General features: G+C 69.0%; 13 protein-coding genes and 1 pseudogene. 8 read left to right on the top strand and 6 right to left on the bottom strand.

Annotated elements, in window-relative coordinates; genetic code table 11:
* The first annotated feature begins 111 nt into the window (after positions 1-111).
* The 7 genes and pseudogenes from ACYVD0_RS09500 (at position 112) to ACYVD0_RS09470 (ending at position 7,668) form a co-directional block, all read left to right on the top strand.
* Positions 112-1,539 (top strand): annotated as a pseudogene (locus ACYVD0_RS09500) (FAD-binding oxidoreductase).
* Between the two features lie 533 nt (positions 1,540-2,072).
* On the top strand, positions 2,073-2,894 hold the full coding sequence (locus tag ACYVD0_RS09495; RefSeq protein ID WP_460426598.1) for an NAD-dependent epimerase/dehydratase family protein: 822 nt from the start codon (positions 2,073-2,075) through the stop codon (positions 2,892-2,894).
* A gap of 43 nt (positions 2,895-2,937) precedes the next feature.
* Positions 2,938-3,831, top strand: a complete 894-nt coding sequence (locus tag ACYVD0_RS09490; protein ID WP_460426597.1) for an SMP-30/gluconolactonase/LRE family protein — start codon at positions 2,938-2,940, stop codon at positions 3,829-3,831.
* 57 nt (positions 3,832-3,888) lie between these two features.
* Positions 3,889-4,860 carry a TRAP transporter substrate-binding protein gene (locus ACYVD0_RS09485; protein WP_460426596.1) on the top strand — a complete coding sequence of 324 codons (972 nt, stop codon included), beginning with the start codon at positions 3,889-3,891 and terminating at the stop codon, positions 4,858-4,860.
* 53 nt (positions 4,861-4,913) lie between these two features.
* Positions 4,914-5,444, top strand: coding sequence for a TRAP transporter small permease (locus tag ACYVD0_RS09480; RefSeq protein ID WP_460426623.1), 531 nt, complete (start codon positions 4,914-4,916; stop codon positions 5,442-5,444).
* Positions 5,444-6,724 (top strand): TRAP transporter large permease, encoded by a 1,281-nt coding sequence (locus ACYVD0_RS09475; RefSeq protein ID WP_460426595.1) that lies wholly within the window; start codon positions 5,444-5,446, stop codon positions 6,722-6,724. Before ACYVD0_RS09480 ends, ACYVD0_RS09475 begins: the two co-directional genes overlap by 1 nt.
* Positions 6,725-6,795: 71 nt before the next feature.
* A complete protein-coding gene (locus ACYVD0_RS09470) occupies positions 6,796-7,668 on the top strand; it encodes an aldose 1-epimerase (protein WP_460426594.1) in 873 nt (290 codons plus the stop codon).
* Positions 7,669-7,708: 40 nt separating this feature from the next.
* Here the strand turns inward: ACYVD0_RS09470 and ACYVD0_RS09465 are convergent, their stop codons facing one another.
* Positions 7,709-8,494 carry a ChbG/HpnK family deacetylase gene (locus ACYVD0_RS09465; RefSeq protein WP_460426593.1) on the bottom strand — a complete coding sequence of 262 codons (786 nt, stop codon included), beginning with the start codon at positions 8,492-8,494 and terminating at the stop codon, positions 7,709-7,711.
* A complete protein-coding gene (locus ACYVD0_RS09460; protein ID WP_460426592.1) occupies positions 8,479-9,618 on the bottom strand; it encodes a GNAT family N-acetyltransferase in 1,140 nt (379 codons plus the stop codon). The genes ACYVD0_RS09465 and ACYVD0_RS09460 overlap by 16 nt, the downstream gene beginning before the upstream one ends.
* Positions 9,619-9,846: 228 nt before the next feature.
* Between ACYVD0_RS09460 and ACYVD0_RS09455 the strand changes: the two genes are divergently transcribed.
* Positions 9,847-11,085 carry a GNAT family N-acetyltransferase gene (locus ACYVD0_RS09455; protein ID WP_460426591.1) on the top strand — a complete coding sequence of 413 codons (1,239 nt, stop codon included), beginning with the start codon at positions 9,847-9,849 and terminating at the stop codon, positions 11,083-11,085.
* On the opposite strand, the gene ACYVD0_RS09450 is transcribed toward ACYVD0_RS09455, so the two are convergent.
* From ACYVD0_RS09450 to ACYVD0_RS09435, 4 genes are read right to left on the bottom strand one after another with little or no spacing between them, the layout of a single operon-like run.
* Positions 10,995-11,690, bottom strand: a complete 696-nt coding sequence (locus ACYVD0_RS09450) for a GNAT family N-acetyltransferase (protein ID WP_460426590.1) — start codon at positions 11,688-11,690, stop codon at positions 10,995-10,997. The genes ACYVD0_RS09455 and ACYVD0_RS09450 overlap by 91 nt on opposite strands.
* On the bottom strand, positions 11,687-13,615 hold the full coding sequence (locus ACYVD0_RS09445; protein WP_460426589.1) for a hypothetical protein: 1,929 nt from the start codon (positions 13,613-13,615) through the stop codon (positions 11,687-11,689). The genes ACYVD0_RS09450 and ACYVD0_RS09445 overlap by 4 nt, the downstream gene beginning before the upstream one ends.
* Positions 13,612-14,913 carry a lipopolysaccharide biosynthesis protein gene (locus ACYVD0_RS09440; protein WP_460426588.1) on the bottom strand — a complete coding sequence of 434 codons (1,302 nt, stop codon included), beginning with the start codon at positions 14,911-14,913 and terminating at the stop codon, positions 13,612-13,614. Before ACYVD0_RS09440 ends, ACYVD0_RS09445 begins: the two co-directional genes overlap by 4 nt.
* Positions 14,910-15,968: a polysaccharide deacetylase family protein gene (locus tag ACYVD0_RS09435; RefSeq protein ID WP_460426587.1), complete on the bottom strand. Its 1,059-nt coding sequence runs from the start codon at positions 15,966-15,968 to the stop codon at positions 14,910-14,912. Before ACYVD0_RS09435 ends, ACYVD0_RS09440 begins: the two co-directional genes overlap by 4 nt.
* Positions 15,969-15,974 lie beyond the last annotated feature (6 nt).

Here is a 15,974-nt window from a genome sequence, read left to right as displayed (position 1 = left end):
GCGGGAGCGGAAGAGGGCGAAGGCCTTGCCGCCTCGAGGGACGCACCAGGAAGGAAATGACCGGCGGCTCGCCGGTGACTCCCCGTTTTTCCATCCGCTCGAGAGAACAACATGGACAAGGATCTACCGCCTGATTTCATTGAAAAAATAAGAGACATAGTCGGCGCAGGGGGGCTGATCGAAGACGGCGAACAGATGCGCAGTTATCTGACCGACTGGCGCAATGCCTTTCGCGGCAAGGCTGCCCTGGTCGTGCGGCCCGCCACGACCGAGGAGGTCGCTGCGGTCGTCCGGCTGTGCCATGCGGCGGAGGTTTCCCTGGTCCCGCAAGGCGGCAATACCGGTCTGTGCGGCGGTTCCATGCCGGACGATTCCGGCACGCAGGTGGTGCTGTCGCTGACCCGCATGGCCCGCATCCGTGAAGTGGATCCGGCCAACGCGACCGTCACCGTCGAGGCGGGCGTCGTCCTGCAGCGGCTGCAGGAGGCCGCTGCCGAGGCCGGATGCCTGTTCCCCCTGTCGCTGGGCGCCGAAGGCAGCTGCACGGTCGGGGGGAATCTTGCGACCAATGCCGGCGGCACGGCGGTCCTGCGCTACGGCAACATGCGCGACCTGGTGCTTGGGCTGGAAGTGGTCCTGCCGGACGGCAGCGTCTGGAACGGTTTGCGCGGTCTGCGCAAGGACAATACCGGTTACGACCTCAAGCACCTGTTCATCGGTTCCGAGGGCACGCTCGGCGTCATCACCGCGGCCGTGCTCAAGCTGTTCCCGGCCTTGCGCAGCCAGGCCACCGCCTGGGTCGCGCTGCCGTCTCCGCAGGCCGCGCTGGCGCTGATCGGCATCATGCGCGACCTGGGCGGCGACCGCCTGACCGGCTTCGAGATGATGTCCCGGCAAAGCGTCGAGTTCGTGCTGCGGCACGTCGCCGGCTGTACGGACCCCTTTGCGCAGGTTCATCCCTGGTATGTCCTGATCGAGCTCGGCGACACCCTGCCCGATGCCGCCCTGGGCGACGTCCTGGAGACCGCGCTCGGCGAGGCCTTCGAGCAGGGGCTGGTGCTGGATGCGGCGATCGCCACCAGCGAGGCCCGGGTGGCCGCGCTGTGGCATCTGCGCGAGGGCATTTCCGAGGCGTAGAACCATGAGGGGCCGAGCCTCAAGCACGACATCAGCGTTCCGGTCAGCAGCATCCCCGCCTTCATCGAACGGGTCGATACGGCCCTGCAGGACGGGTTTCCCGGTGACCGCATCGTCTGTTACGGCCATGTCGGCGACGGCAACCTACATTACAACATCAGCAAGCCGGTCGGTGCCGACGATGCCTCGTTCAAGGCCTGCGCCGACGCCATCATGCACGCCGTCTATGAAGTGGTGGCGGCCTTCAATGGCAGCATCAGTGCCGAACATGGACTGGGACAATCCAAGCATCGTGCTGCGGCGCTCTACAAGGATGCGGTAGAGCTGAACCTGATGAAATCGATCAAGCGACTTCTCGACCCCAGGAGGCTGATGAATCCGGGCAAGGTCTTCGTTCCCTGAAGCAGTCGCGGACAAGCGACTGTCCCGATTTTCAATCGGTGCTGAACGGAGGCGCCGACTTCGCCCGGATGCCGGGGTGTCGTGCACTGGCGGCACGTGGATCGGCGGCTGTTGCCGTTCGGGACAGGCGTGCGCCTTGGCAGCTTGCACCTGCCGCCCGTTGCCGGCGGCCCTGAGTCCGCGTCGTCCTTTCCTCCCGGACGGCATCGCCAGCTGCGCCGGCTCGAACCGGCCGGGCAGGCCCATGCGGACTTATCATCGTATGACATGCCGCTTGACGGTTGATCCTCTCGCCACCTTTGCCGCGGCGTACGGGCAAGTGCCAGGGGCTGGCCGGCAATGCGGCGGGCAGGGCGCCGTGCGAGGGGGTACGATGCCTCCAGGTGAGCGGTGGGCGTCGAGGCATCCCGCATTCGCCGCTCGACCGCTCGCCGAATTACGTTGACAAGGGCGAGACGTGCTGTCGATAATTCGGAAAAGTCATACGACGACGTATGAATATTGAACAATAACAATCGGAGCGGTTCCCAGCCATGCCTCATCCTGCTCACAGTCCCGTCCTCGATCGTCTCCTGCTCACCGGCGCGGCCGGCAACCTGGGGAAGGTCCTGCGGGAAAGCCTGCGTCCCTACGCCCGCATCCTCCGCCTGTCCGACATCAGTCCGATGGCGCCGGCCGCCGGCGACCACGAGGAGGTGATCACCTGCGACCTGGCGGACAAGGCCGCGGTCCATGCCCTCGTCGAGGGCGTCGACGCCATCGTCCACTTCGGCGGCCTGTCGGTGGAGCGGCGTTTCGAGGAAATCCTCGAGGCCAATATCCGCGGCACCTTCCACATCTACGAGGCGGCACGCCGGCACGGCGTCCGCCGTGTGGTGTTCGCCAGCTCCAACCATGTCATCGGCTTCTACAAGCAGAGCGAGACGCTCGACGCCTGCGCCGTCCACCGCCCCGACGGCTACTATGGCCTGTCCAAGGCCTACGGCGAGGACATGGCCAGCTTCTACTTCGACCGCTACGGCATCGAGACGGTGAGCATCCGCATCGGTTCCTCCTTCGACGTGGCGCAGAACCGCCGCATGCTCAGCACCTGGCTGAGCTATCGCGACCTCACCGACCTCATCGGCCGCGCGCTGTTCACCCCGAATGTCGGCCACACCATCGTCTACGGCGCCTCGAACAACCGCGACCAGTGGTGGGACAACCGCCTGGCCGCACACCTGGGCTTCGCGCCGCAGGACAGCTCGGAGATCTTCCGCGCCAAGGTAGAGGCCCAGCCGGCCCCGGCCCCGGACGATCCGGTGGCGGTCTACCAGGGCGGCGCCTTCACCGCGGCCGGCCCGTTCGACGACTGATCCGCCCGCGCCTGCGCCCATAACGACAAGAGACCGCGCCGCCATGCAAGCCGAACTCGTGCTCGACGCCCGCAACGGCACCGGTGAAAGTCCGGTGTGGAGCGTGGCCGAACAGGCCCTCTACTGGGTCGACATTCCCGCCCGCCGGCTGCACCGCTGGCGCCCGGCGGACAACGCCACGGCGAGCTGGGAGGCCGACGAGATGCTCGCCTGCATCGCCCGCCACCCGGCGGGCGGCTGGCTGGCCGGCCTGGAGAGCGGCCTGTTCCACCTGCAGCCCGGCGCCGACGGCCGTCTGGCCGGAGCCCGCCTGGCCGACATTCGCCATGCCCTGCCCGGGATGCGCTGCAACGACGGGCGCTGCGACCGCCAGGGGCGCTTCTGGGTCGGCAGCATGCACCAGGACATGGCCGCCGGGCACTGCGCCGGCGTGCTCTACCGCTTCGTCGGCGAGGCCGGCGGCGCACCGCTGCTGACCTGGCTGGACGGCCTCGTCGTCCCCAACGGCCTGGGCTTCAGCCCCGACGGGCGGACGATGTACCTGTCCGACTCGCATCCCTCGGTACAGGCCATCTGGGCTTTCGATTACGACCCGGACGACGGCGTCCCGCACAACCGCCGGCTGTTCGTCGACATGCGCCAGCATCCCGGCCGTCCCGACGGCGCGGCGGTGGACGAAGACGGCGGCTACTGGATCTGCGCCAACGACGCCGGCCTGGTCCACCGCTTCACTCCCGACGGCCGCCTCGACCGCTCGCTGGCCGTGCCGGTGAAGAAGCCGGCGATGTGCGCCTTCGGCGGCCCCGGCCTCGACACCCTGTTCGTCACCTCGATCCGCCCGCAGGGCGTCGACCTCGCCGACCAGCCCCTGGCCGGCGGGGTGTTCGCCCTGCAACCCGGCGTTCGCGGCCTGGAGGAGCCCGCCTTCCGGGGCTGAACCGGCCACGGCGGTTCCACCAGCCTCTCCAACAAGAACAACCAGGAGATTCGCTCCATGATCCACAAATACAACAAATTGCTGCTCGCCCTCCCGCTCGCCTTCTGCCTGCCCGGCCTGGCCAGCGCCCTGACCCTGCGCGCCTCGGACACCCACCCGGCCGGCTACCCCACGGTGGTCGCCGTGGAGCGCATGGGCAAGAAGCTCGAACAGGCCACCGACGGCGAGCTGAAGGTCCAGATGTTCGCCGGCGGCGTGCTCGGCACCGAGAAGGCGGTGATCGAGCAGACCCAGCTCGGCGCCGTCCAGCTGGCGCGCATCAGCCTCGGCGTGGTGGGGCCGGTGGTGCCGGACGTCAACGTGTTCAACCTGCCCTTCGTGTTCCGCGACGAGGCGCACATGCGCAAGGTCATCGACGGCGAGATCGGCCAGGAAATTCTCGACAAGGTGACCAACTCCAACTTCAACCTGGTCGCCCTGGGCTGGATGGACGGCGGCACCCGCAACCTCTACACCAAGAAGCCGGTGCGCAGGATCGAAGACCTCAAGGGCATGAAGATCCGCATGCAGGGCAACCCGCTTTTCCTCGACGCCATGAACGCCATGGGCGGCAACGGCATCAGCATGGATGCCGGGGAAATCTTCAGCGCCCTGCAGACCGGGGTGATCGACGGCGCCGAGAACAACCCGCCGACCATGTTCTCCCACAACCATTACAAGGTCGCGCCCTACTACAGCCTGACCGGTCACCTGATGGTTCCCGAGCTGCTGGTGATGTCCAAGCGCACCTGGAACAAGCTCGAGCCCGAGCAGCAGGCGCTGCTGAAGAAGTTCGCCCGCGAGGCGCAGATGGAAGAGCGCGAGCTGTGGGACGCCAAGGTCACCGAGAGCGTGGCCGGACTCAAGGCCGCCGGCGTGGAGCTCATCGAGGTCGATCAGAAGCCCTTCCGCGAGGCCACCGCCGGCGTGCGCGCCCAGTACGGCAAGCCCTATGCGGAACTCGTCCAGCGTATCGAGGCCGTCCAATGAACACCCTGACGACCACCCGCGCCGCCAAGGCGAAAACCCTTCCGGAGCTCGCCATGAAAGAGGCATTGCTACGCGCCGGCGACCGGCTCTACAGCCTGTGCATCTGGACCGCCGGCCTGTCGGTGGCGGCGATCGCCCTCATCATTCCACTGGGCATCTTCACCCGCTACGTGCTCGGCAGCGGCTCGTACTGGCCCGAGCCCGTGGCGGTCCTGCTGATGGTGCTGTTCACCTTCATCGGCGCCGCCGCCAGCTACCGGGCCTGGGCGCACATGGCGGTGGAGATGCTCACCAAGCGGATGCCGCCGGCCCTCCGGCACTACGCCTCGGTCGTAGTGCAGCTGCTGATGGCGCTCATCAGCCTGTTCATGCTGCTCTGGGGCACCTCCCTGTGCATGGAGACCTGGGAGCAGTTCTCCAGCTCGCTGCCCGGCCTGCGGGTCGGCCTGACCTACGCCCCGATCCCGCTCGGCGGACTCATCACCCTGATCTTCGTCGTCGAGCGCGCCCTGTTCGGCGACCAGAGCCGGCGTGCCGTAGTGCGCCTGGATCACGAGGACATCGACTGCGAGGAGGCCCTCTGATGGACGCGCTCATCCTGCTGGGCAGCTTCGCCCTGCTGATCCTGATCGGCATGCCGGTGGCCTATGCCCTCGGCCTGGCCGCGCTGATCGGCGCCTGGTGGATCGACATCCCCTTCGACGCGCTGATGATCCAGATCGCCGGCAGCGTGGACAAGTTCTCCCTGCTGGCCATCCCCTTCTTCGTGCTGGCCGGCGCGATCATGGCCGAAGGCGGCATGTCCCGCCGCCTGGTGGCCTTCGCCGGGGTGCTGGTGGGCTTCATCCGCGGCGGCCTGTCGCTGGTCAACGTGCTGGCCTCGACCTTCTTCGGCGCCATTTCCGGCTCCTCGGTGGCCGACACCGCCTCGATCGGTTCGGTGCTGATCCCGGAGATGGAGCGCAAGGGCTACCCGCGCGAGTTCTCCACCGCGGTCACTGTCGGCGGCTCGGTGCAGGCGCTGCTCACGCCGCCCAGCCACAACTCCGTGCTCTACTCCCTGGCGGCCGGCGGCACGGTGTCGATCGGTTCGCTGTTCATCGCCGGCATCGGCCCGGGCCTGCTGCTCAGCGTGGTGATGATGGGCATGTGCCTGATGTTCGCCCGCAAGCGCAACTACCCCAAGGGCGAGGTCATCCCGCTGCGCCAGGCGCTGAAGATCTGCGTCGAGGCGATCTGGGGCCTGATGACCATGGCGATCATCCTCGGCGGCATCATGAGCGGGGTGTTCACCGCCACCGAGTCGGCGGCCGTCGCCGTGCTCTGGGCGTTCTTCGTGACCATGTTCGTCTACCGCGACTACAGGTGGCGCGACCTGCCCACGCTGATGCACCGCACCGTGCGCACCGTGTCCATCGTGATGGTGCTGATCGCCTTCGCCGGCGCCTTCGGCTACATCATGACCCTGATGCAGATTCCCTCGCAGATCACCGGGCTGTTCATGACCCTGTCGGACAACCGCTACGTGATCCTCATGTGCATCAACTTCATGCTGCTGGCCCTCGGCACGCTGATGGACATGGGACCGCTGATCCTGATCCTGACGCCGATCCTGATGCCGGTGATCGCCGCCATCGGCGTCGATCCGGTGCACTTCGGCATGATCATGCTGGTCAACCTCGGCATCGGCCTGATCACCCCGCCAGTCGGCGCGGTGCTCTTCGTCGGCGCGGCGATCGGCAAGGTCAGCATCGAGAACACGGTGAAGGCGCTGCTGCCGTTCTACATCGCGCTGTTCGCCGTGCTGCTGGCGGTCACCTACATCCCGGCCATCTCCCTCTGGCTGCCGAGCGTGGTGCTGTAAGCGCACCACCTGTTCCAGCCCATGCCCGCCTTTCGGCGGGCATTTTCATGTCTACGTTCCCGGAGGTCCCCATGCTGATCCTGCAAGACCGCCTGACCCGCCTGACCCTGGCTCCGGAGATCGGCGGCAGCCTGGCCGGCTGGCAGGCGCTGGATTCCGGCTGGCCCCTGCTGCGTCCCGCGACGGCCGACGACCTCGCCAGCGGCAGTCCACGCCGGCTGGCCTGCTATCCGCTGGTGCCCTGGTCGAACCGCATCGACCGCGGCGGCTTCGCCAATCCGGACGGCTGGCTGGCGCTCGCGCCCAACAGTCCGGGCGAGCCCCTGCCGATCCACGGCAGCGCCTGGCAGCAGCCCTGGAGGGTCCTCGAGCAGGGGGCGCAGCACGCCCACCTGGCGCTGGACAGCGCCAGCCCCTTTCCCTACCGCGCCGAGCAGCGCATCGATCTGGACGAGGGCCGGCTCGACCTGGTGCTGGAGGTGCAGCACCTGGGCAGCGCGCCGGCCTGGTACGGCCTCGGCCTGCACCCCTATCTGCCGCGCACTCCGGCCACCCGCCTGCAGGCGCAGGCGAGCGGCGTCTGGCACGAGCCCGGCCACCGGCTGCCCGAGCGCTGCATCGTCCTGCCGGCGGAATGGGACTTCAGGGAGCCGCGCGCCCTGCCGGAGGAAACGCTCGACCATGCCTTCGACGGCTGGGACGGGTGTTGCCGCATCCTCCAGGCGGATGCCGGCTACGCGCTGGAGTGCCGGGCCGAGGGTGCCGGGCTGTTTCTGCTCTACACCCCGCAGGGGCGGGATTTCTTCTGCTTCGAGCCGGTCAGCCACCCGGTCAATGCCCACCACCTGCCGGGACGGCCCGGACTCAGGCTGCTGGCGTCCAGGCAGCGCCTGCGCCTGGGCTGGTCGATGCACTACCGGGCCGTCGGGCCTGGCGGCCGATGAGCGGATGGCCGGTTACGGACGGCCAGTCGCGGACGGCCAGTCACGGGTGGCACGGGGCGGCCGCGGGCGTTTTCATGGTGCTGTAGGCGATCCGCGGGATGCCGCCCAGGTGGCGCTCGAGCAGGACGGCGAGGGATTCGCCGGGCGTCAGGTAGGCGTCGCCGAAGTCCCCGCCCAGGTTGCAGGGGTGGGCGATCACCTCCAGGGTGCCCTGCGCCGGCAGGGGCTGGTCGCGCAGGTCGGCCGGGGTGCAGACGTATTCGGCGCAGCGCCCGGCCAGCTGGCGCAGGCGCCGGTTGAGCAGGGTCTTGAACAGCCGCTTGGCCGGGCTGAAGTTGCCTCCCAGGTTGCGGGCCAGGCGCAGCGGCACGCCCCGGGCGGCGGCGAAGCGCGCCAGTTGCTCGCCGATCGGCCAGATGTTGTGCACGTGCTGGTGGGAGTCCAGGTGGCTGGGCCGCACCCCGTGGTGCAGACAATGCTGCCATTGCGCTTCCAGCTCCTCGTCGATCGCCGTGCGCGCGGCCCGGCTCAGCCACAGGCGATGGCGCGGCAGGCGCAGCCGGAATTCGCCGGCCGTGTCGCAGAAGCAGGGCAGGTGGGCGATGGCGCTGCTCAGCGGGCGGCCGTAGGTGAGGTTGACGTGCAGGCCGACCCGGCCGTGCAGGCCCTCGGCATGGATCAGCGCGCAGGCCTGGGCGAACGCCGGCATGTTCGCCATCAGGGTCGCCGAGCTGATCAGGCCGCAGCGGAAGGCGCGGACGATGACGGCGTTCTCTTCGCGGTCCAGGCCGAAGTCGTCGGCGTTGATGATCACTCGGCTGGGCATGGGCGTTCTCCGGCACTCGGGGAGGAGGGGGCCGCGATGCCCGGGTGCCGGGCCTTGACGGTGCTCAAGAGGCGATGGGCCAGGCCCAGGGCGATCCCGCCGGGCCGCCAGGAATAGAGGCTCCAGCGCAGCTGCAGGAGCTCCCCGGTCATGCGTTCGTGCAGCTGATGGCTGGAGTCCCGCAGGCTGACCCGTGAAGCATCGATGTACTGCCAGCCTTCCTCCAGTCCCCAGCGAACCCATTCGTCCAGCAGCAGGCGACCGCTGCCGAGTTCGGCGTATTCCGGCAGGAAGGCCAGGTTGTAGTCGTACAGCCGGCCGCGCTCCAGAAGCCCGAGGCGGTAGCTGATGCAACGGCCCTGGTGTTCGAGCAGGACGATGCGCACCAGGCCGGCCGCGGCGAGATCGGCGAAGGCCTCGCGTATCCACTGCCGGCGCCGTTCGCCGGAGAAGATGCCGACGCCCTGCTCGCCCTTCCAACTGGCCTGCTCGACTGCGGCGATGGCCGCCAGTGCGGCGTCGATGCTCGCGCCGTCCGGCGTCAGGCGGCGCACCCGGGCATCGCAGGCGGCCGTGCGCTTGCGCGCCCGGCGCAGCTTGTAGCGCAGGGCGCCGGACGGCTCGTGCCGGTCGTCCTCGTCGATCGCCTGTACCGGTACCCGGCAGGTCGGGCGCCGTTCGTGGGTCGAGCTGGCCGTGGCCCAGTGTTCGAGCAGCGCTTCCTGCTCGCCGCCTTCCACCAGTTCGTGCAGTTGCAGGAGGGCATGCGGCAGGTGCCGGTGGATGGCCGCCCACGCTTGGCGCTGGCCTTCCTCGTCGAGCCGGCAGAGCAAGGCGATGCGGTCGCTGAGCGGATGGCCGAGATGGCGCAGCACCGTCCAGCGCAGGCCGAAGCGGCGCTCACGGGCGTGGACCAGCGGCAGGCACAGGCGCAGCTCGTGGCCCGCCCAGGCCAGCAGCACATGCAGCTTTTGTCCCGGTTCGAGGGCGCGCTCGGCGGCCTGCAGCCAGCCGAGGTGGTTGAACGGGGTGGCCTGCGGTACCAGGGCGTGGAGCCTGGCGTAGTCCTCACGGGGAAAGTCGACGGCGGAAAGGGTGGTCGTCCATTGAAAGCGATAGTCCATGATGAGGTCCGTCCTCGATGGTTTCCCGCTTGGCATGCTGTAAAGCAGCGTAGCAGCTGCCCGGGTGGACGGGCCTGCGGATTGAATAACGCTGATACGTTTCCCGCCTCCCGCTGCGCGGATTGCTGTCTATAGTCCTGAGCGGACCTGCTAGGGAAAGGTCTCATACGGTGGCCGCGTTGCTTTCTTCCGGGCCACCTTCATGCTGCGTCAGGCAGGATGCGCAAGATGACTCTTCAAAAACCCTTCGACCTCGACTCCACCATGCTCATCTATGGCGGCTATCGCATCGCGGTGGTCCGCTCCCTGGAGGATATCGGGCCTTTCCTGGATGACTGGGAGGCGCTGGCCCGCTCGGCTGCCGAACCCAATGTGTTCTATTCGCCTTGGGCCCTGCTGCCGGCCCTCGAGCATCTGGCCGGCGACAAGCGCTTTGCGCTGCTGTTCCTGATCCGCCCGAGCGGGCCCGGGCTCGGGGACAAGCCGGTTCTGGACGGCTTTTTCCCGCTGCTCGAGCCGGCCGGTTGTATCCTGCTGCCCCTGAGGGTGGCGAGAATGTTCCGCCACCGTTACTGCTTCTCGGTGGCGCCCCTGGTGCGCCAGGGGTGCGAGCCGGCGGTCATGCGCGCCTTCCTGCGCTGGCTGCACGCACACCGACGCCAGTACTCGCTGCTGTTACTGCGCGATGCGCCCGCCGACGGCCCGCTGGCTGCGGCCTTGCGCGCTGCCCTGGGCGACGAGGGCCTGCACTTCGACGAGGGCGCCCGGCGCTCGCGCGCGCTGATCGTGCCTGGGGACGATGCCGAGCGTTACCTGGAGCGGGCCGTATCGGGGAAGCGGCGCAAGGAATACCGGAGGCTGAGTCGTCGCCTGGCCGAACTGGGCGATCTGCGCCTGCGGGTGCTGCAGGCCCATGGCGAGGATCTCGAGGCCTGGCTGTCGGCCTTCATCGAGCTGGAGTCGAAGGGCTGGAAGGGCCAGTCGCGCTCGGCCCTGGGCTGCCGGCCGGCCTGTCGTCGCTACTTCGAGGAGGTCACCACGGCCGCCTATGCGCGTGGCCAGCTGAGGATGCTCGAGCTGTCCCTGGACGGCCGGCCGCTGGCGATGCTCTGCGATTTCCTCGCCCCGCCGGGGGCCTTTTCCTTCAAGGTCGCCTTCGACGAGGAGTATGCCCGGTATTCCCCCGGCGTGCTCCTCGAGCTCGAGTGCATCCGCCTGGTGCACGAGCTGAAGGCGCAGGGCGTCCAGTGGATGGATTCCTGCGCGGCACCGGAGAATGGCTTGAGCAACCGCCTGTGGCTGGAGCGCAAGCCGCTGTGCACTTTCGTGCTCAGCAGCGGCGCGCCGCTGGCCGATCTCTGGGCCGACCTGTATCCCTACGGGAAACGCCTGAAGGGCTGGTGGATGCGATACCAGGAGAGGCTGCCGGACTGGCGGCCGAGCTGGTCGCGCACGGCCGGCGGTTGATGGCTGAAGCGCAGGCAGCCGAACAGCGTGAATACCCGGGTCTGCCAGCCGAGCGGCTGGAAGCCCAGATGTTCGAGCAGCTTGCGGGCGCGCGCGTTGCGCGCATCGACCACCGCCCGGGCGCGCTGGTGGCCGGCCGCGTGCAGTAGCTCCCAGAGGCGTTCCTGGCCGCCGAGCATCAGCGCGCTGCCCCGGTGGCCGGGGGCGACCTCCACGGCGAACAGGTAGACGCTCGGCGCCGTGACGGGAAACCAGCAGCGATAATAGTGGCGGTCGTAGTAGTCGCGGTCGCTGTACCAGAGAAAGGCGCAGACATTGCCCTCGCCATCCAGGGCGGCCAGGCCCTGCACGCCCTCCTGTTCGAGGAGGTCGTCGATCACCGTCCGGTGCTGGGGGAAGTAGCGCTCGAAGGCCGGCAGCAGCTCCCGGCTGATCGGGGGGTAGCTCCAGTGGTGCTGGCGTTGCAGCCGGGGAGGCTCCAGGGCCAGGTCGCGCTCGAGCCAGAGCAGCCGCCGCTGATCGTACAGGTAGCGTGCGCAGAGCAGGCGCAGGCTACCGAGCAGACCCTTGCGCCTGATCTTGACCTTCAGATCCCAAGGGCTCATGGTTCCGCCCATGCGAGGACGAAGAGGGTTTCGCCCGGCAGGCTGAAGCGCCATGGCTGCTCCGCGCAGTCGAGGGTGCCCTCGCCGGGCTCCGCCGTCGCGCTCAGCAAGTGCAGGCGAGGCGGATCCTGACCGTGGCAGGTCAGCAGTTTGCCGCGTAGCCGTACTTCCTGACGCCGTGGCGTCTTGTTCACGCCGAACAGGACCACCCGGGAGCCCGAGCGCATGGCCAGGACGTCCACCTCGAAGGCGTCGTTGTCCAGGCGCAGGACCTGCTCCTGCCAGTGCTGCTGCATGAACGCCATGGCCTGGCCGACCGGCTTGAGGACGTAGCGGCCGTCGTCGGCCAGGCCGATCATGCCCTTGAAGTGGTTCTCGTTGTCCGTGGCGGGAAACCAGTCGAGCAGCTCCAGCAGGCCGTCCTGGGCCGAATTGATCGCCACCGAGGCCCACCAGAGCGCGGCGAGCCCGGTTTCCTGCTCATAGGGGCTGACGCTGTTGCCGCTGGACAGGTTGGTCTGCCCCAGCAGCAGCGCCTTGCGCGGCCGGCCGCGCGCGTCCAGGCCGACCAGTTGCGCGGCCTGGCGCACGCCGTCGCGGTAGGCGCGGGTGGCGCGCAGATCGCGGACCATCCATTCGTGCCAGGAAAGGGCGTCGATCCACTCGCCGTGCTCGTCCAGCAGCCGCCGCGCCCAGTCCAGGCCGCGCCGCGCATGGGCGCCATTGGTGCTCGGACCGTTGATCAGGCGCGAGGAGGCCGGCATGGCGAGGCGTACCCCGGCCTCGCGGGCGCCGGGATGCTGGCGGACCAGCGGGGCCATGCGGGCGAAATAGGCGGCGAAACTGGCGTAGTCGGGGTAGTTGAGGTTGGGCTCGTCGGCCAGGGCCAGGTAGTGGGTGCCTTTCCCGCCAAGGGCGATGATGCCCTCGAGCCAGGCCTTGAGCCCGCCGCGGCTCATGTCGTTGACGGCGAGCCGCGGCCGCCGGCCGCTCCGTGACAGCAGGGTGATGTCGGTGCGGATGCCGTACTGGTTCAGGTACAGGGGACGGAACCGCTCCTCGCGCCGCGGGTTGCGGGTCATGGCGTCGACGAAGCTGTAGTAGCTGGCGGCGCGCGGCGCCAGCCGGGCGAGCAGCTCGGGCGCCTCGGGCGGCGTGTAGGGCAGGGCCACGCCGAGTCTGGGCGTCGGGCCGAGGACCTCGCCGTGCAGCTCGAGCCCGACCTGGCCGGGAGGCAGCCCGGGATCGAACAGGTGCTCGGGGCGCTGGGCGAACAGGTTGGCGCTGCCGTCCAGCCAGAAGGCGGCCTTGCCGCGGCCGCGCAGGCGCAGGCTCCAGAGCTGCTCCTCGTCGGCCACGGGCAGCTCGACGCGGTCGCTCTGCGTGTAGTGGCCGTCGCGGGACAGCGGTAGGTACAGGCTGTGGCCGTCGCTCAGGCGTTCGGCATACAGACCGTCGACGCCGCCGTGGTATTTGCCGGCGAGCACCGCGCGCTCGCCGGCGCGCACGCGGAAGTACAGGCGCGTGTCGGCCGGCAGTTCGGCGCAGAAGTGCAGCTTGACCGGCTCGAACAGCGCGGCGGTGTCTTCGGCATGCCGGATTCGGTAGCGGCGGAAGCTGTAGCCGGGGATTTCCAGGCGCTGGTCGCCGTCTTCGGGGCGCAGCGCCCAGTGCTGCCGGCCACGGGTTTCCTCGGCGGCGATGTCGCGCTGGGCCAGCAGACGCCCGTCGCCGGCCTGCAGATAAAGGTGCTCGGCGTTGGCCTCGGCCTGCCAGGCCGGCTGCCACTCCACCTGCAGGCTGTCGCCCCGCGGGGGGCGCAGGTACAGTGCGCCGTCGCGGATGCCGGGCCATTCCTGCGCCTGCACGCCCGGCAGCAGCGCGCCGAGCAGCAGGCCGCCGAACAGTATGCGCCAGCCGTTCATGTTGCCGGCCCCTGTTGCGCGCGCAGCAGGCGAAGGTCGCTGGGCAGGATCAGCAGGGTCTGGCCGATGCCGATGCCGCTGACCCGCCAGTAGAGCAGCAGCATGGCCAGGGCGAGGGCACTGTAGGCGACCGACGAGGCGATCGAGGCGCCGACGATACCCCAGTGGGGAATCAGCAGCACCGCCAGCAGCAGGTTCAGCGCTGCGGCGCCGCCGGCGAACACGGAAAGGGTGCCGGGCCGCTCCTTGCCGAGCAGGTCCAGGTGCAGGATGCTCGAGTAGCACAGGCTGAATATGCCGGGCAGCAGGGCCAGCAGGGCCGGGTAGGCCGGCCGGAAGGCGCTGCCGAACAGCAGCACGATCAGCCACTCGCCGATCAGCGCCATGCCCAGGCAGGCGACGAGCATCGCGGTGCCGGTCAGGCGCAGCGCCAGCGGGGTGAGCTGCTCGATGCCTTCACCCTGCTGCAGCAGGCGCTTCATCAGCGGCGTGGTGACCGCTTCGGGGACGATGAACAGCAGCTCGGCGGCGGCGGTGGCCATGGCGTAGTAGCCCAGCGCCTGGCTGTCGAGCAGCAGGCCGATGAGCAGGTAGTCGGCGCGCATCAGTATCTGCTGGAACAGCACGTCGGGATGGCTCCGGCTGCCGAAGCGCAGCAGCTCGCCCTGGCTGCCCGGGTCCCAGGCCAGGCGGATGCTGTGGTAGCGGGCGAGCAGGCAGAGGCCGGCCACCACCACCAGGCCCAGGCCGACGAGCCAGCTGACCAGCGCGGCGCTCAGCGCCGCGTGCGGCCACATCCAGAACAGGGCGAGGAACAGCAGCAGTGGCGTCAGCGACTCCAAGAGGCGCAGGCCGTTGAAGGCGCCGACCTGGCCGTCGGCATTGTGTAGGGTGAGCAGGGCGCTCTTCAGCACGTACAGCGGCACGGCCAGGAGCAGCAGCCAGGCGAAGGGGCCGAGCTGGTGCATGATCTGCAGATCCGCGCCGAACGCCCGCAGCAGCTCGACGCCGAGCAGGGTGGCCAGCGCTGAGGCCAGGCAGCCGTAGAGCAGCATCAGCGTCAGCAGCAGCCCCATCGGATGCTGGCGCGCGGCCTGATAGCCGACGGCGGTGTTCAGCCCGCCGCTGGTGACCGCGCCGATCAGCTCCGGCAGGGCGACGAGCAGGGCGAACAGGCCGCGATCGGCAGGGCCGAGGATGCGCGCCAGCAGCACGTTGCGCAGCAGGCGCAGGGCGAGCATCGCCAGCTTGGTGCCGACGCTGAGGATCAACTGGCGGATATAGTCATTGGACTTCATTCCTGTATTCCTGCCGGGCGCTGGCCGGCGATGCCGGCGGCTGGGCGCCGCTGGCGGCGGGCGCCTTGCAGGATGCGCCAGCCGAGCAGGGCGGGCTGGCAGGCGACCTGATGGCTGACGCCGATGCGCGGCAGCGACAGCGATGCCGCCTGCCGGCTGTGATGCAGGCCGGGATGGGTGCCCAGCGCCTGGCTGTAGCCCTGCCGCTTGAGCGCGGCGCAGACCCGCGCGTCATGGTCGCCATTGGGGTAGCAGTAGACCGGCAGTGGTGCTTGGCAGTGCGCGCCGATGGCTTCGTGCGAGCGCCGCAGCTCGGCCGTCAGGCTGGCGTCGTCGAGGCCGGTAAGTATCACATGGCTGGCGCCGTGCGGGCCGAAGCGTATCAGCCCCGAGGCCTCCATCGCCTGCACCTGTTGCCAGTCCAGGGCGTGCGGCTCGAGCGGGCTCGGGCAGCTGTCGGCGAGCACCTGCAGGGTGGTCGCCGGCAAGCCTTTCAGCTGCTGCAGGAACTGCTCGAGGGCCTGGCTGCGCAGGTGTTCGGAGCGCGCCGAGTAAAGTTCTCCCGGCAGGCTCAGGTGTCGCCGCAGCAGTGTGACGAGCCGTTCGCGAGCCTCCTCGCCGAAACTGCCCCAGAGGGTTTCGCCGATGGCTTCCCACCAGAAGCGCCGCTGGCTGCCGATGAAGTCGGTGGAGAGGAAGATGCTCGCCGACAGCCCATGTTCCTGTAGCAGCGGGAAGGCATGCAGGGCGTTGTCGCGCCAGCCGTCGTCGAAGGTCAGAGCCAGGCGCGGCGGCCCGTTCGCTGGGCTCGCAGGGTCGAGCAGCTCGGCGAGCGGCACGCAGTCGAAGTGATGCTTGAGCCAGTGCAGCAGGTTCTCGAAGGCCGGTTTGCCGATGCACAGGGCGTTGCGGTGCGGCAGGGCCGCCTGCGCATCCTCTGCCAGGACCCGATGCAGCATCAGGATGGTGCCGGTCCCGCGCAGCAGGTGCTGTCTCGCGGGAGTATTGAGGCAGAGCCAGCCGGTGCCGGCCTTGAGCAGCTGCTTGAGTGGCATGATGCC

The sequence above is a fragment of the Azotobacter armeniacus genome (genome assembly GCF_054779355.1).
Note: the sequence above shows the minus strand (reverse complement) of the source record. Positions and strands in the feature narration are given on the sequence as shown.

Excerpts from the sequence above, each read along its gene's own strand:
- ACYVD0_RS09470 (WP_460426594.1), top strand. The coding sequence starts at position 6,796 with ATGCTGATCCTGCAAGACCGCCTGACCCGCCTGACCCTGGCTCCGGAG.
- ACYVD0_RS09440 (WP_460426588.1), bottom strand. The coding sequence starts at position 14,913 with ATGAAGTCCAATGACTATATCCGCCAGTTGATCCTCAGCGTCGGCACC.
- ACYVD0_RS09475 (WP_460426595.1), top strand. The coding sequence starts at position 5,444 with ATGGACGCGCTCATCCTGCTGGGCAGCTTCGCCCTGCTGATCCTGATC.
- ACYVD0_RS09435 (WP_460426587.1), bottom strand. The coding sequence starts at position 15,968 with ATGCCACTCAAGCAGCTGCTCAAGGCCGGCACCGGCTGGCTCTGCCTC.
- ACYVD0_RS09445 (WP_460426589.1), bottom strand. The coding sequence starts at position 13,615 with ATGAACGGCTGGCGCATACTGTTCGGCGGCCTGCTGCTCGGCGCGCTG.
- ACYVD0_RS09480 (WP_460426623.1), top strand. The coding sequence starts at position 4,914 with ATGAAAGAGGCATTGCTACGCGCCGGCGACCGGCTCTACAGCCTGTGC.
- ACYVD0_RS09495 (WP_460426598.1), top strand. The coding sequence starts at position 2,073 with ATGCCTCATCCTGCTCACAGTCCCGTCCTCGATCGTCTCCTGCTCACC.
- ACYVD0_RS09490 (WP_460426597.1), top strand. The coding sequence starts at position 2,938 with ATGCAAGCCGAACTCGTGCTCGACGCCCGCAACGGCACCGGTGAAAGT.
- ACYVD0_RS09450 (WP_460426590.1), bottom strand. The coding sequence starts at position 11,690 with ATGAGCCCTTGGGATCTGAAGGTCAAGATCAGGCGCAAGGGTCTGCTC.
- ACYVD0_RS09465 (WP_460426593.1), bottom strand. The coding sequence starts at position 8,494 with ATGCCCAGCCGAGTGATCATCAACGCCGACGACTTCGGCCTGGACCGC.
- ACYVD0_RS09485 (WP_460426596.1), top strand. The coding sequence starts at position 3,889 with ATGATCCACAAATACAACAAATTGCTGCTCGCCCTCCCGCTCGCCTTC.
- ACYVD0_RS09455 (WP_460426591.1), top strand. The coding sequence starts at position 9,847 with ATGACTCTTCAAAAACCCTTCGACCTCGACTCCACCATGCTCATCTAT.
- ACYVD0_RS09460 (WP_460426592.1), bottom strand. The coding sequence starts at position 9,618 with ATGGACTATCGCTTTCAATGGACGACCACCCTTTCCGCCGTCGACTTT.